Annotated in this window: 15 protein-coding genes; 7 read left to right on the forward strand and 8 right to left on the reverse strand. The window is 63.7% G+C overall.

Features of this window, described 5'->3' with window-relative positions; all coding sequences use genetic code 11:
• Window positions 1-138: 138 nt before the first annotated feature.
• Complete coding sequence (locus tag PSV40_RS19700) at window positions 139-894, reverse strand: SDR family oxidoreductase (RefSeq protein WP_300541066.1); 756 nt, start codon at window positions 892-894, stop codon at window positions 139-141.
• A gap of 216 nt (window positions 895-1,110) precedes the next feature.
• On the opposite strand from PSV40_RS19700, the gene kynB reads away from it, so the two are divergent.
• From kynB to kynA, 3 genes are read left to right on the forward strand one after another with little or no spacing between them, the layout of a single operon-like run.
• Entirely contained in the window at window positions 1,111-1,803 is a 693-nt protein-coding gene (gene kynB / locus PSV40_RS19705; RefSeq protein WP_300541068.1) for an arylformamidase, read from the forward strand.
• A complete protein-coding gene (gene kynU / locus PSV40_RS19710) occupies window positions 1,800-3,074 on the forward strand; it encodes a kynureninase (protein WP_300541070.1) in 1,275 nt (424 codons plus the stop codon). Before kynB ends, kynU begins: the two co-directional genes overlap by 4 nt.
• Before the next feature lie 2 nt (window positions 3,075-3,076).
• Window positions 3,077-3,916: a tryptophan 2,3-dioxygenase gene (kynA, locus tag PSV40_RS19715; protein ID WP_300541072.1), complete on the forward strand. Its 840-nt coding sequence runs from the start codon at window positions 3,077-3,079 to the stop codon at window positions 3,914-3,916.
• Window positions 3,917-4,167: 251 nt separating this feature from the next.
• Here the strand turns inward: kynA and PSV40_RS19720 are convergent, their stop codons facing one another.
• The 4 genes from PSV40_RS19720 to serC all read right to left on the reverse strand — a co-directional run bounded on the left by PSV40_RS19720 (window position 4,168) and on the right by serC (window position 10,607).
• Window positions 4,168-5,349: an FAD-dependent monooxygenase gene (locus PSV40_RS19720; RefSeq protein WP_300541093.1), complete on the reverse strand. Its 1,182-nt coding sequence runs from the start codon at window positions 5,347-5,349 to the stop codon at window positions 4,168-4,170.
• Window positions 5,349-8,234, reverse strand: a complete 2,886-nt coding sequence (locus PSV40_RS19725; RefSeq protein ID WP_300541074.1) for an aconitate hydratase — start codon at window positions 8,232-8,234, stop codon at window positions 5,349-5,351. Before PSV40_RS19725 ends, PSV40_RS19720 begins: the two co-directional genes overlap by 1 nt.
• A gap of 68 nt (window positions 8,235-8,302) precedes the next feature.
• Complete coding sequence (locus PSV40_RS19730) at window positions 8,303-9,532, reverse strand: phosphoglycerate dehydrogenase (protein ID WP_300541076.1); 1,230 nt, start codon at window positions 9,530-9,532, stop codon at window positions 8,303-8,305.
• Window positions 9,525-10,607: a 3-phosphoserine/phosphohydroxythreonine transaminase gene (gene serC, locus PSV40_RS19735; protein WP_300541078.1), complete on the reverse strand. Its 1,083-nt coding sequence runs from the start codon at window positions 10,605-10,607 to the stop codon at window positions 9,525-9,527. The genes PSV40_RS19730 and serC overlap by 8 nt, the downstream gene beginning before the upstream one ends.
• A 484-nt stretch (window positions 10,608-11,091) precedes the next feature.
• On the opposite strand from serC, the gene PSV40_RS19740 reads away from it, so the two are divergent.
• Window positions 11,092-11,592: a pyridoxamine 5'-phosphate oxidase family protein gene (locus PSV40_RS19740; protein ID WP_300541080.1), complete on the forward strand. Its 501-nt coding sequence runs from the start codon at window positions 11,092-11,094 to the stop codon at window positions 11,590-11,592.
• A 17-nt stretch (window positions 11,593-11,609) separates the two neighbouring features.
• A complete protein-coding gene (locus PSV40_RS19745) occupies window positions 11,610-11,993 on the forward strand; it encodes a hypothetical protein (protein ID WP_300541082.1) in 384 nt (127 codons plus the stop codon).
• A gap of 99 nt (window positions 11,994-12,092) precedes the next feature.
• Here PSV40_RS19745 and PSV40_RS19750 read toward each other — a convergent pair whose 3' ends face one another.
• Together PSV40_RS19750 and PSV40_RS19755 are read right to left on the reverse strand one after the other, a co-directional pair.
• Entirely contained in the window at window positions 12,093-12,410 is a 318-nt protein-coding gene (locus PSV40_RS19750; protein WP_300541084.1) for a hypothetical protein, read from the reverse strand.
• A gap of 166 nt (window positions 12,411-12,576) precedes the next feature.
• Window positions 12,577-12,783: a hypothetical protein gene (locus PSV40_RS19755; protein WP_300541095.1), complete on the reverse strand. Its 207-nt coding sequence runs from the start codon at window positions 12,781-12,783 to the stop codon at window positions 12,577-12,579.
• Between the two features lie 122 nt (window positions 12,784-12,905).
• On the opposite strand from PSV40_RS19755, the gene PSV40_RS19760 reads away from it, so the two are divergent.
• The gene (locus PSV40_RS19760) at window positions 12,906-13,199 is read left to right on the forward strand and encodes a type II toxin-antitoxin system HigB family toxin (protein ID WP_300541087.1); all 294 of its coding nucleotides are present in this window, start codon (window positions 12,906-12,908) and stop codon (window positions 13,197-13,199) included.
• Between the two features lie 18 nt (window positions 13,200-13,217).
• Window positions 13,218-13,592: a transcriptional regulator gene (locus PSV40_RS19765; RefSeq protein ID WP_300541089.1), complete on the forward strand. Its 375-nt coding sequence runs from the start codon at window positions 13,218-13,220 to the stop codon at window positions 13,590-13,592.
• Between the two features lie 72 nt (window positions 13,593-13,664).
• On the opposite strand, the gene PSV40_RS19770 is transcribed toward PSV40_RS19765, so the two are convergent.
• On the reverse strand, window positions 13,665-13,978 hold a 314-nt coding region (locus PSV40_RS19770), incomplete at its 5' end, for a hypothetical protein (RefSeq protein ID WP_300541091.1).

The raw sequence follows: 13,978 nt of genomic DNA on the forward strand, positions 1-13,978 counted from the left end.
ATGCAACAGCCGAAGGATATCTCAAAAGTGAATCTTTAAGTTAGCGCTTATGGGATCAAGTCCGGGATGACAAGCGGGGAGCCCGGTACCCGTACGTCTCTTCACCGGTCAGGCTGGCAACACAGCGCTCGAGGCTGTCTAGCCACGCCCCACAAACGGCATCTTCGTCGCCATGATGGTCATGAACTGCACATTGGTCGCCAGCGGCAAGGCAGCCATGTGCACCACCGCGTCGGCCACATGGTTCACGTCCATCAGCGGTTCGATCGCGATCTCGCCGTTGGCCTGCGGCACGCCCTTGGCCATGCGCGCGGCCATCTCGGTCTGGGCGTTGCCGATGTCGATCTGGCCGCAGGCGATGTTGAAGTTGCGGCAGTCCAGCGAGATCGACTTGGTCAGGCCGGTGATCGCGTGTTTGGTGGCGGTATAGGGCGCCGAGTGGGGACGCGGAGCGTGCGCCGAGATCGAGCCGTTGTTGATGATGCGGCCGCCCTGCGGCGACTGCGCTTTCATCAGGCGGATGGCCTGCTGCGCGCACAGGAACGAACCCGTCAGGTTGATGTTGACGACGTTTTGCCACTGCTCGAAGCTCAGCTCTTCCATGGGCACCGCCGGCGCACCAACACCGGCGTTGTTGAACAGCAGGTCCAGCCGGCCAAAGGTGGCGTGGACCTTGTCGAAGGCCGCACGCACCGCGTCCGGGTTGCTGACATCGCAGGGCACGGGGAGTGCCCTGTCACCGGCGGCCGACGCCTGGGCCACCTCGTTCAGCGGCTCCACGCGCCGCCCCACCAGCGCCACGCGGTAACCCTCGCGCAGCAGCGCCAGCGCCACCGCCTTGCCAATGCCGGTGCCTGCGCCGGTAACGAGTGCAACCTTGCCGTTTGAAGTCATGGGTGAGCCTTTGTCTCTGGATGTTGTGGAGGAAGTGACGGCCTGCCAGCGCGTGGCACCGCCCTGCGCAGATTGTGCCCCAGCGGCACCGGTGACGCTGGGCGCGGGTGTCGCGGCAGGCAGCGTCCCGGGCAACTGCTTTAGGTTTCAACTATTTTGAAAAGCTGTTGGAAATTACCGACACCACGGGATTTACAGCGGTGCTACCTTTGTGCCATGAGTTCTAGCGTATCTCGTTCCCGCGCCGCCCATGGTGCGGCCCCCGCCCTGAAAATCTGGGACATCTCGCCTGCCGTGGACGAGCAAGCCGCCGTGTTTCCGGGCGACGCGGCGTATTCGCAAAAGCTGCACTTTGCGCTCTCGCCCGGCTGTCCGGTCAATGTCAACACGCTCACCTTCTCGCCGCACACCGGCGCCCATGCCGACGCCCCCATGCACTATGCCAACGGCGCGCCGGCCATTGGCGCCGTGGACCTGCTGCCCTACCTCGGGCCCTGCCGCGTGATCCACTGCCTGGACTGCGGGCCGCTGGTCGAGCCGCAGCACATCGCCCACGCGCTGGCGGACCTGCCGCCGCGCGTGTTGCTGCGCACCGCCGCCGCGGCCAGCCAGTCCTGGATTTCGTTTACGGCCATTGCGCCCGCCACGCTTGCGCTGCTAGCTACAAAAAACATAGCACTTATCGGCATCGACACGCCCAGCGTTGACCCCGCCACCAGCCAGGACCTGCCCAGCCACCACCTGCTGCTCGAGCACGACCTGCGTGTGCTGGAAAACCTGGTGCTCGATGACGTGCCGGAAGGCGACTACGAGTTGATTGCCCTGCCTCTCAAACTGACACAAGCCGACGCCTCGCCCGTTCGCGCCGTGCTGCGCGAACTGCCCGGGAAAGGCACAGGAAAACCATGACCACCTTGACCGACTGCCGCGCGCTCGACGCCCGCGACGCGCTGCGCCCGCTGCGCGACCACTTTGTGCTGCCCGAGGGCGTGATTTACCTGGACGGCAACTCCCTGGGGGTGTTGCCCAAAAGCGCGGCAGCACGTGTTGCCGACGTCATCACGCGCGAATGGGGCCAGGACCTGATCCGCGCCTGGAACAGCGCCGGCTGGTTTAACCTGCCGCAACGCCTGGGCGACAAGATCGCGTCGCTGATTGGCGCCGGGCCGGGCGAGGTGGTCGCCACCGACAGCACCTCGGTCAATCTGTACAAAGTGCTCAGTGCCGCGCTGAACATGGCCGCCGAGGATGCGCCGGCCAGAAAAGTCATCGTCAGCGAACGCAGCAACTTCCCGACCGATCTCTACATTGCGGAGGGCCTGTGCCGCGAGCGCGGCTACCGTTTGCTGCTGGTCGAGCCCGATGAAATCACTGCCGCATTGACGCCAGACGCCGCCGTGCTGATGCTGACCCACGTGAACTACCGCACGGGCGCCATGCACGACATGGCGGCGCTGACACAAGCCGCCCATGCGGCGGGTGTTCTGGTGGTGTGGGACCTGGCGCACAGCGCGGGCGCGGTGCCGGTGGACCTGCAGGGTGCCAACGCCGACTTTGCCATCGGCTGCGGCTACAAATACCTCAATGGCGGCCCCGGCGCGCCGGCCTTTGTCTGGGTGCATCCCCGGCACGCCGACCGTTTCCGCCAACCGTTGTCCGGCTGGTGGGGCCATGCGGCGCCGTTCGAGTTCACGCCCGACTACCGGCCCGCACCCGGCATCACGCGTTACCTGTGCGGCACCCAGCCCATCCTGAGCCTGGCCGCGCTCGAGTGCGGGTTGGAGGTGTTCGGCGCCGCAGAGGCCCTCGGTGGCATGGCTGCGCTGCGGGCCAAGTCACTGGCGCTGACCGACCTGTTCATCTCGCTGGTGGAACGTTGCCCCGGCCATGGCCTGGGCCTGGCGACACCGCGCGAACATGCCCAACGCGGCTCGCAGGTGTGCCTCACGCGCAGCGAAGGCGCCTACGCCATCGTGCAGGCGCTGGTTGCGCGCGGCGTGATCGGCGACTTCCGCGCCGGCTCCGGCGACGGCCGGCATCCGGACATCCTGCGTTTCGGCTTCACACCGCTGTACATCGGGTTTGAGGATGTCTGGCATGCCGTGGAGCATTTGAAGCAGGTGCTGGAAGCCGCCGAATGGAAACGCCCCGAGTTCAACCAGAAACATGCGGTGACCTGATCATGACCACCCCCGAAAACATCGTCACCGACGAAAAAGCCAAGCTCGATTTCAGCCGCGACATGAGTTACGGCGACTACCTGCAGCTCGACGCGATTCTTGGCGCTCAGAAGCCACTGTCGCCAGCCCATGATGAAATGCTGTTCATCGTGCAGCACCAGACCAGCGAACTCTGGATGAAGCTGATGCTGCACGAGCTGGGCGCAGCCATTGCGAACGTGGCCCGGGACGAACTCGGCGACGCCTTCAAGAAACTCGCGCGTGTCAGCCGCATCATGGAGCAGCTGGTGCACGCCTGGGACGTGCTGGCGACCATGACGCCGCCCGAATACAGCGCGATCCGGCCCTACCTCGCCAACTCCAGCGGCTTCCAGAGCGCGCAATACCGCTGCATCGAATTTGCGCTGGGCAACAAAAACGCCGCCATGCTCAAGCCGCACGCGCATCGCCCTGACCTGCTGGCGCAGGTCCAGGCCGCCTTCGAAGCGCCCTCGCTGTACGACGAAGCCCTGCGCCTGCTGGCCCGCCGCGGCCTGGCCGTACCTGGTAGCCACACGCAGCGCGACTGGACCCAGGCTTACGTGGAAAGCGACGCGGTCGAACAGGCCTGGCTGGTGGTTTATCGCGACCCCAAACAGTACTGGGACCTGTACCAGCTCGGCGAAGAACTCACTGACCTCGAAGATGCCTTCCGCCTCTGGCGCTTCCGCCATGTGACGACGGTGGAACGTGTGATCGGCTTCAAGCGCGGTACTGGTGGGACAGGTGGCGTGAGTTATCTGCGCAAGATGCTCGATGTGGTGCTGTTTCCGGAGATCTGGAAACTGCGGACGGATTTGTAAGACAAATGGGGCTCTAGCCCTTTTCCTGCGGGCGCTGGCAGCTATTGAATTAATAGCGTCTTTGTACGGTTCAGGCTAAACGTGGCCTGCCCAGAGCCTGTCGAAAGATCGAAGCCTGCTTTGCTTCTGGTGTTGGAGGTTTGCCAACAAGCCGGGGGTAGCCCGGCTTGCTGGCAGACCACAAACTTAAGATCAAATAACCCCGCAACCCAAGTAAAAACTGCGCCACCAGCTACAAATTCAGTAGCGCCTCAAGACCCGCCATACAACCACGGCACATCCAGCAAACGCTCGCCCAGCAGCTTCATCGACGCATCCCGCCCCAGCCGCACCATCCCGCTCGCATGAAATATCTGCCCGTTGCGGATGGCGCGCGCCTGCACCCGTGCGTTGCGCTGCCAGCGGTTCAGCGCGTAGCGGCCCAGCAGCGTCGGCACGTCGAAAGCCGGGTCCTGCGCCTGCGCCAGCAGGCGTCCGAGTTCGGCGGCGTCTTCGATGGCCATGCCCGCGCCTTGGGCGAGGTAGGGCCGCATCGGGTGCGCCGCGTCGCCGAGTAACGCGACGCGGCCCAGCGCGTGCTGGTAGGCGCCCTGCATGGGCGGGCGGTCGCACAGGGCCCACAGCCGCCAGGCGGGAATCGCCCGCACCAGGTCCTGCAACGGCGCGCAACTGCCGGCCAGCGCGGCGTGCAGGCCGGCGCCATCGGTGCCCTGGTCCCAATTGTCGAGATCACCCCCAGTGCGCCCTTCGACGATGCCCACCACGTTGAGCGACTTGCCGCCACACACCGGGTACTGCACTACATGCAGTTTCGGACCCAGCCAGGCCGTGACCTGGCTGGAGCGCAAGGCTTCGGGCAGGTCGGCCTGCGGCAGCAGCGCGCGGTAGGCCACGTGGCCGGTGGCGCGCGGCGGCCCATCGCCCAGCAACCACTGGCGCACCGGACTCCACAAACCGTCGGCGCCGACCAGCACCTCGCCCTCCACAGGCGGGTCGTCACCGCTCTGCACCGTCACGGCTTCCAGGTTCTGCGTGAACCGGTTCAAGGTCCGGTTGAGCTTGAGCGCCACACCGGCCTGCTGCACCGCGTCCAGCAGCAGGCCATGCAGGTCGGCGCGATGCACCGTGGCGTAAGGCGCGCCATAACGCTGCGCCATCACATCGCCGAGCCGCAGCACACCGAGGGTTTCGCCGGTCAGCGCGCTGCGCACTTCCAGGCGTTCGGGGAAAGCCGCCACGCCGGCCAGCGCATCGGCCAGGCCCCAGCCATGCAACACCTTGACGACGTTGGGGCCGAGCTGGATGCCGGCACCCACCTCGCTAAACACCGATGCGCGCTCGTACAGGCGCACGTCCCAGCCGGCACGCGACACCGCCAGCGCCGCCGCCAGTCCGCCTATGCCGCCGCCGGCAATCAGGGCCTGCCGGAGCATCACGCCAGCAGTTGCCTGAGCACAAAAGGAAGAATGCCGCCGTGCCGGTAGTAGTCGACCTCGATCGGCGTGTCGATGCGCAGGATGACTTCCAGCTCCTCGCGCGAACCGTCTTCGCGGGTGACCACCAGCCGGGCCCGGCTTTGCGGCTTGAGCTCGGGATCGGGCAACACGTCGATCACTTCCCTGCCCGTCAGGCGCAGGGTCTGCCATGAGTCGCCGGGCAGAAACTGCAGCGGCAACACACCCATGCCGACCAGGTTGCTGCGATGGATGCGTTCGAAACTGCGCGCCACCACCGCCTTGATGCCCAGCAGCTGCGTGCCCTTGGCGGCCCAGTCGCGCGAGGAGCCGGTGCCGTATTCCTCGCCCGCAAAAATCACTGTGGGCATGCCTTCGTTCATGTATTTCATGGCCGCGTCGTAGATGAACATCTTGTCCCCACCCGGCTGGAACAGCGTGACGCCGCCCTCCTCGCGCGAACCGTCGGGGCCGGCGGGAATCATCAGGTTCTTGATGCGCACATTGGCAAAGGTGCCGCGCATCATCACCTCGTGGTTGCCGCGGCGCGCGCCGTAGCTGTTGAAGTCGGCCTTCTGCACGCCGTGGGCCAGCAGCCACTGGCCGGCCGGCGAGCTGCCCTTGATGGAGCCGGCCGGTGAAATGTGGTCGGTGGTGATGGAGTCGCCGAACAGCGCCATGATGCGTGCGCCCTTCACCGATACTGCATCTTTTTGACCTGCAGCCACCGTCCCATCTGCGCTGGCAGCTACATTTTCCATAGCAAAGTCCTTGAAGAACGGCGGCTCGGCGATGTAGGTGCTGACGGGCCAGGTGTAGGCGGTGCCCGTCACCCCCTTGATCTTTTCCCACAGCTTGCCGGGCTCGGTCTTGACCTTGGCGTAGTTCTCGCGGAAGGCCTTGCCGTTCATGGCGAACTTCATGAGTTTGTAGATCTCGTCGCTGGTCGGCCAGATGTCGCCAAGATAAACATCCTTGCCGCCTTTGCCCTTGCCGACCGGCTCGGTCATCAGGTCGCGCATCACCGTGCCGGCGATCGCATAGGCCACCACCAGCGGCGGGCTGGCCAGGAAGTTGGCCTTCAGGTTGGGGTGGATGCGCGCCTCGAAGTTGCGGTTGCCCGACAGCACGGCCGCGCACACCAGGTCGCTCTTGTTGATGGCTTCGTTGATCTCGGGCGTCAGGTCGCCGGCGTTGCCGATGCAGGTCGTGCAGCCGTAGCCGGCCAGTGCGAAGCCGAGCTTTTCAAGGTAGGGCAGCAAGCCGGTGTTGGTCAGGTACTCGGTGACGATGCGCGAGCCCGGCGCCAGCGAGGTCTTGATGTGCGGCTGCACCTTGAGGCCCGCTTCCACCGCCTTCTTGGCGAGCAGGCCGGCGGCCAGCAAGACGCTGGGGTTGGAGGTGTTGGTGCAGCTGGTGATGGCTGCGATCAGTACGTCGCCATTGCCGATGGTGATGCCGCCGGCCTTGGGCGCCGGCGCCGGCGCGGGAAGGTCCGCATGGGCGGTCGCCAGCGTGGGACGGTTGGCCTCCATCTCGACCACCATGCGCGGCGCGCCTGCCGGGGTCGGCGGCGCGCCCGGGGAAATGTCGGTCTGGGCCGCCGCCGTTTGCAGCAGATGACGCGTGGCCAGCATGGCGGCCGGCTGGTTGAAACCGTTCTCGGCAATCGGCTTGCTGAACAGCGAGGCAAACTGGGTCGCCACCTGGCCCAGTTCGATCCGGTCCTGCGGGCGCTTGGGGCCGGCCAGGCTGGGCGTCACATCGCCGAGGTCGAGCTTGACCACCTGCGAGAAATCGATCTGGCCGGGCAGCGGCACGCCGAACAGGCCCTGCGCGCGGAAGTAGGCTTCGAAGGCTTCGATCTCCGCCTTGGTGCGGCCGGTGCCGGTGAAGTATTCGATGGTTTTTTCATCCACCGGGAAAAAGCCCATGGTCGCGCCGTATTCGGGCGCCATGTTGGCAATCGTCGCGCGGTCGGGCAGCGCCAGCGTGCGTGTGCCTTCGCCGAAAAATTCGACAAACTTGCCGACCACTTTTTCCTTGCGCAAGGCCTCGGTCACACGCAGCACCAGGTCGGTGGCGGTGACGCCTTCGCGCAGCCGGCCGGTCAGCTCGAAGCCGACCACGTCGGGGGTCAGCATGTAGACCGGCTGGCCCAGCATGGCGGCCTCGGCCTCGATGCCGCCCACACCCCAGCCGACGACACCGATGCCGTTGATCATGGTGGTGTGGCTGTCGGTGCCGACCAGCGTGTCGGGGTAATACACGCCGTCGGCACGCTTGTGCACGCCACGGGCCAAATACTCCAGGTTCACCTGGTGCACGATGCCGAAGCCCGGCGGTACCACGCCAAAGGTATCAAAAGCCTGCATGCCCCATTTCATGAACTGGTAACGCTCGTTGTTGCGCTGGAACTCCAGCTTCATGTTCAGGTCCAGCGAGTTTTTCTTGCCATAGTGGTCCACCATGATGGAGTGGTCCACCACCAGGTCCACCGGCACCAGCGGCTCGATGGCCTTCGGGTTCTTGCCCAGCTTGATCGCCACGCTGCGCATCGCCGCCAGGTCGGCCAGCAGCGGCACGCCGGTGAAGTCCTGCAGCACCACGCGCGAGACGACAAAGGGAATTTCCTCGGTGCGGTCGGCATTCGGGAACCAGTTGGCCAGCTGGCGCACATGTTCGGCACTGACCTTCTTGCCGTCGCAGTTGCGCAGCACCGACTCGAGCACGATGCGCATGGACACCGGCAGGCGCGAGATCTTGGGAAACTGTTTGGCCAGCGCGGGCAAGGAGTAAAACCTGCCCGTCTTGCCTGACGCGGTGGTGAAGGTTTTCAGGGTCTTGGCGAACTCGTGGGCCATGGCGAACTCCTTGGTGTGTGGTTTTCGCTATTGTCGCCCCGCCAGATTTCACTCAACAACTGCAGGGCTTAGCGCTTGTCCGCAGGAAGCAGCCGGTCCGGATCGGGCAGGTAACGCACACCCAGCACGCCCACTATCGCCCGCAGGTGGTCCAGCACCGCGTCGCTGACGGGGCTGTCCACATCGACCAGCGTGTAGGCCATGTCGCCACGCGACTTGTTGACCATGTTGTGGATGTTCAGGCCGGCCTGCGCCATGGCGGTGGAAATCTGCCCCAGCATGTTGGGCACATTGGCGTTGGCAATCGCCACCCGGTAGGCCGACTCGCGCGCCATGGCCACGGCCGGGAAGTTGACCGCATTGACCACATTGCCATGCTCGAGGTAGTCGCGCAGCTGGTCGGCCACCATGATGGCGCAGTTTTCCTCGGCTTCGCGGGTGGACGCGCCCAGGTGCGGCAACGCCACGACCTGCGGGTGGTGGTTGAGCGTTGCAGAAGGGAAATCGCAGACATAGGCGCGCAGCTGCTTCGCGTCGAGGGCGGCCAGCACCGCGGTCTCGCTGACCACGCCTTCACGCGAAAAATTGAGCAGTAACGCAGCCGGCCGCATGAGCTTGATGTTGTCGGCGTTGACCAGGTCGCGCGTGGCAGCCACCAGCGGCACGTGCAGGGTTACGAAGTCTGAATTTTTCAACACCTCGGCGACGCTGACCGCCTTCTTGACCTGTGCCGGCAGGCTCCAGGCGGCATCCACCGTGATGTCGGGGTCGTAGCCGAGCACGTTCATGCCGAGCTTGATGGCCGCGTCGGCCACCAGGCAACCGACCTTGCCCAGGCCCACGATGCCCAGTGTGTGGCCGGCCAGCTCGAAGCCGGCGAAGTGTTTCTTGCCCTCTTCCACCGCCTTGTCCATGTCCGCCATGGTGGTGTCCAGGCCGGCGACAAAACGCAGCGCCGGCGCGATGTTGCGCGCCGCCAGCAGCATGCCGGTCAGCACCAGTTCCTTCACGGCATTGGCATTGGCACCCGGCGCATTGAACACCGGCACGCCGCGTGCACTCATGGCCTGGACCGGGATGTTGTTGGTGCCGGCGCCGGCGCGGGCAATCGCCTGCACGCTGGCGGGGACCACCATGGTGTGCATGTCGGCCGAGCGAACCAGCACGGCATCGGGCCGCGCCATGTCCTTGCCGGTGCTGTAGCGTTCTGCCGGCAGGCGCTTGAGGCCGTTGGCCGAGATCTGGTTGAGTACCAGGATGTCGAAGCGCCGCGCCGGCAGGGCCGCCGCCTCAGCCATGGCTGGCCTCGAACTCCAACATGTACGCCACCAGCGCATGCACGCCTTCGAACGGCATGGCGTTGTAGATCGAGGCGCGCATGCCGCCGACCGAGCGATGCCCCTTGAGCTGCACCATGCCGCGTGCCTGCGCACCCTTGAGGAAAGCCTCGTCGAGCGACTCGTCCTTGAGTTTGAAGGGCACGTTCATCAGCGAGCGGTCTTCGCGCGCCACCGGATTGCTGTAGAACGGGGTGGCGTCCAGGTAGTCGTACAGCAGGGCCGCCTTGCGCCGGTTGTGCGCCTCCACGGCAGTCAGGCCGCCCAGCGCCTTGAGGTGCTTGAACACCAGGCCGGCAATGTAGATCGCATAGGTGGGCGGCGTGTTGTACATCGAGTCGTTGTCGGCCTGCTGCTTGTAGTCGAACACGGAAGGCGTGTGGGGAATTGCCTGGCCGATCAGGTCCTCGCGGACAATCACGATGGTCAGACCCGAGGGGCCGATGTTCTTTTGCGCGCCGGCATAAATCAGGCCGTAGCGGCTGACGTCGATGGGACGCGACATCAGGTTGGACGACATGTCGGCCACCAGCGGCACCTTGCCGGTGTCCGGCGTCCAGTGGTACTCCACACCGCCAATGGTTTCGTTCGAGCAGATGTGCACATAGGCGGCCTCCGGGTCCAGCTTCCAGGTGTCGAATTTCGGCACGCTGGTAAAACCTGTGGCTTCGGCGCTGGCGGCAACATTGACCTTGCAGAAGTTCTTCGCTTCCTTGATGGATTTTTTCATCCACTCGCCGGTGTTGATGAAATCCGCACCGGCATGGCCGCGCAGCAGGTTCATCGGCACGATGGCGTTTTGCGCCAGGCCGCCGCCCTGCAGGAACAACACCTTGTAGTTGGCCGGGATCGCCAGCAGCTCGCGCAGGTCGGCCTCGGCCTGGGCATGGATGGAGATGAACTCCTTGCCGCGGTGGCTCATCTCCATCACCGACATGCCGGAACCGTTCCAGTCCAGCATTTCGGCGGCGGCCTGGCGCAGCACGGTTTCAGGAAGGGTGGCCGGGCCGGCACTGAAGTTCAAGGCGCGTGTCATGGAGAGGGCTTTCTAGGAGGGAAGGAAGTCGGTCGGACGACCCGGTCGGATCGCCAGAACGCACAGCATACAAGAAAGTCCCGCGCCAGCCGGGCCCTTCACCAGCCGGGCTGCGCCACGGCCTTGCGCAGCCCGACCCACTGCAGTTCGGCCAGCAGGCCCACGGTCACCGGATCCTCCTTTACCTATTGTGTGCAGCGTACACAATAGCATGCCAAAGATCATGAACAGCGTCCACATCACGACGCCCCGCCTGGGCTGATGGCCGTATCGGCGCCCGATTGCTCTATGTTTGATAGCTGACTGCGCCCGTCCGAAAAGGGCTTCAGGCACTTTTTCCATTCATGCGGCGACAGCGGGCTGCGCCGATGCCGGCACAGCTGTCGGCATGCACTGACAGCCAGCGGGGACAGCGACTGATGAAGGGCCGGCCCGCTGGCGCCTAAGGTAGTTGGTGAATCCATCCACCACTAACGGAGTCCGCATGACCACCAACACTTCCGACCAGCAAACCCTGTGGGATCTGATCAAGGACATCAAATTCGGCATGCTGACGCACCGCCACACCGACGGCATGCTGCACAGCCACCCGCTGACCACCCAGAACCAGTCCGCCGATGAAGGCTCGCGCCTGTATTTCTTCGTTTCGCGCAACAGCGAAATCGCCCGCCGCCTGCAGCAGGACGGCAATGTCAACGTGGCGTATGCCGATCCGGGCAAGGACAGCTATGTGTCCCTGTCGGGCCAGGGCGCGATTGTCGAAGACGGTGCCAAAAAGGCAGCGCTCTGGTCGCCGATGGCCAAGGCCTGGTTTCAAGGCCCGACCGATCCGGATCTCGCGCTGCTGGTAGTCAGCATCAGCCACGCCGAATACTGGGACGTGAAGGAAAGCAAGATGGTGCAGCTGGCCAAGCTGGCCAAAGCCGCGCTGACCGGCGAGCCGCCAAAAAACCTGGGCGAGCACAAAGAGCTGAAGCTGTCCTGAAGCACCGATAGCACGACATGCCACTTCTCTGCTTCAACAAGGCGACAGACCCTGCCGCACCCGACGACCTGCGGATCAACCCCGCAGCCGTGCTGTACGTCGAAGCGTCACGGCCGGACCTGATCGGCCAGACCACCATCCACCTGCTGGGCCAGGGCACGGGCGTCAACGCGGTCACACAGTCCACCGACACCGTGGTCAGCGCCATCGGCGGCCTGGTCGGCGCCACGCGCCACTACCTGGCGCCGCCGCCCGACGAAGGGGCCAGCACGGTGTATCTCGCGCCACCCAATATCAGCCATGTGCGGCCCAACCTGCCCGCCTCGCCGGACTTCTGGTATGTGCGTTTCGTCGATGGTTCGGAGTTGCGGATCGTCGATCCGCTGCCGGCCGGGCTGTAAACGAAAAAGCCCTGCAGTCAGGCTGCAGGGCTTGGGCGTAGCGCCGCGGCTGGCGGTGCGTGAAGGGATCAGGCCGTGTGCAACAGGGCCTGCCGCAACTCAGTTGCCCCAGTCGGAATGTTTTTCGCAAATCTTGTTGATGGACTTGCCCTTGGCGGTTTCGGCAAACTTGGCCAGGCCGCCCTTGAAGTCCTCAGGCGTCTCATTCCACATGCAGGTGCAAAACGCCTGCGCCTTGGACTGGCCCTTCACCGGGCTCTTTTCGTTGCCGCCTTCGTAATTCTTGTTGGAATAGCTGATGCAAGCTGCATATTGCTTGTCGCCCGCCGGAGGGGCGTTGTAGTCGTCCACAGCCAGGGCGACGGTGCCAGCGCACAGCAGCGCAGCCGACACCAGAAATTTGAGACTGTTTTTCATTGTTGGGTCCGTTGTAGGCAAAAAGAGTTTTGCGTTTTTATTGTAACGATTGAAACAATTTTTAACACTCTCGCCGCCGGGTTTTGGCACTTCATCACTGAATAAAAAAGCCCCGGGACCGAAGTCACGGGGCTCGCTGCATCGTCAGTCAGCGCGGCGGCGGGAATCAGGCTGGCACGCTGTCTTTCACCGTATCGGCCATGTCCGTGTAGTCCTTGACCTGGTCGAAGTTCAGGTACTGATAGACCGTGTCGCTGGCGGCGGTCAGCACACCCATGTCGGCCATGTACTCGGCCTTGGTCGGAATGCGGCCCAGCTTGGAGCAGATGGCGGCCAGCTCGTCGACCCTAGTCAGACGGACCGCAGCAAGCAAAAGCTTCCCCAAAAACACCGGCCACGCAGTCAAGAAATTGCTGGGCTTTTATTGTTGAAATGCCGCCCCCGTCCAGTCCGTCCATCATTGCTCCCAAAACGGGAACATGATAGAGTTCAGCGATGCGAATCATCGCCTTGGGCACCCTGCGCGACTTCTGGATCAAACACCCGGACGCCCTGGAGCCGTTGAGTGCCTGGTATGCCATCACCAGCCGTGTCCGCTGGGCCTCGCCCGCAGATGTCAAGGCAGCCTATCGCAACGCCAGTTTTTTGGCGGAGAACCGGGTGGTGTTCAATATCAAGGGAAACGACTACCGGCTGGTCGTGGCGATGCACTACAACCGGCAAATCGCCTACATCCGCTTTATCGGAACCCATCGCCAGTACGACCAGATCGACGCCAGCAAGGTCTAAATGAAAGGTGCAAACATCATGAACATTCACCCCATCCACACCAAAGCCGATTACCGCGCTGCGCTGCAACGCATAGACGCGGTGTGGGATGCCAAACCCAAGTCTCCCGAAGCCGACGAGCTGGAAGTGCTGAGCCTGCTGGTCGAGGAATACGAAAAAAAGCACATCACCGTGCCCGACGTGGACCCGGTCAGCCTGCTGCTGCACGTGATGGAAGCGCGCGAGCTGAGCCGCAAAGATCTGGAGCCCTACATCGGCTCACGCGCCCGCGTGGCCGAAGTGCTCAATCGCGTGCGGCCGCTGTCACTGGAAATGATTCGCCGGTTGTCTGCCGGGCTTGAACTGCCTGCGGATTTGTTGATTGCTGGGTATGAGCTGAGGGAGGTGGCGTGAAAGCACAAACTCATTCACCCCCCTGACTCCATGACTCCATGACTCCATGACTCCATGACTGAATCTATCTTTCTACTCGACCAATACATTTTTCCGATCTTTGCAGTTACACAAAGCAAGACCGGGCTTCAGCTCAAACGATTTATCGGCAGCGGCTTCTGGATTGATACCAAAGGACATTTCATCACCTGCAAGCACGTCTTTGAAAGCGTAGTTGAAGACGAACTGCCAGCAATCGGTCAACCGTTCGGAGATCGAAGAGACCATTACATACCCATACTGTCGTCTACCTCCCATGCAAAGTTCGATATCGCCGTAGGTCAAGCGCCCGCTAGTACATTGACACATAAATAACGAAACATGTGTAAACTCTCGTTGCCGCCATT

The organism is Polaromonas sp., from assembly GCF_029945925.1.
In the GTDB taxonomy this organism is placed as follows: domain Bacteria; phylum Pseudomonadota; class Gammaproteobacteria; order Burkholderiales; family Burkholderiaceae_C; genus Polaromonas.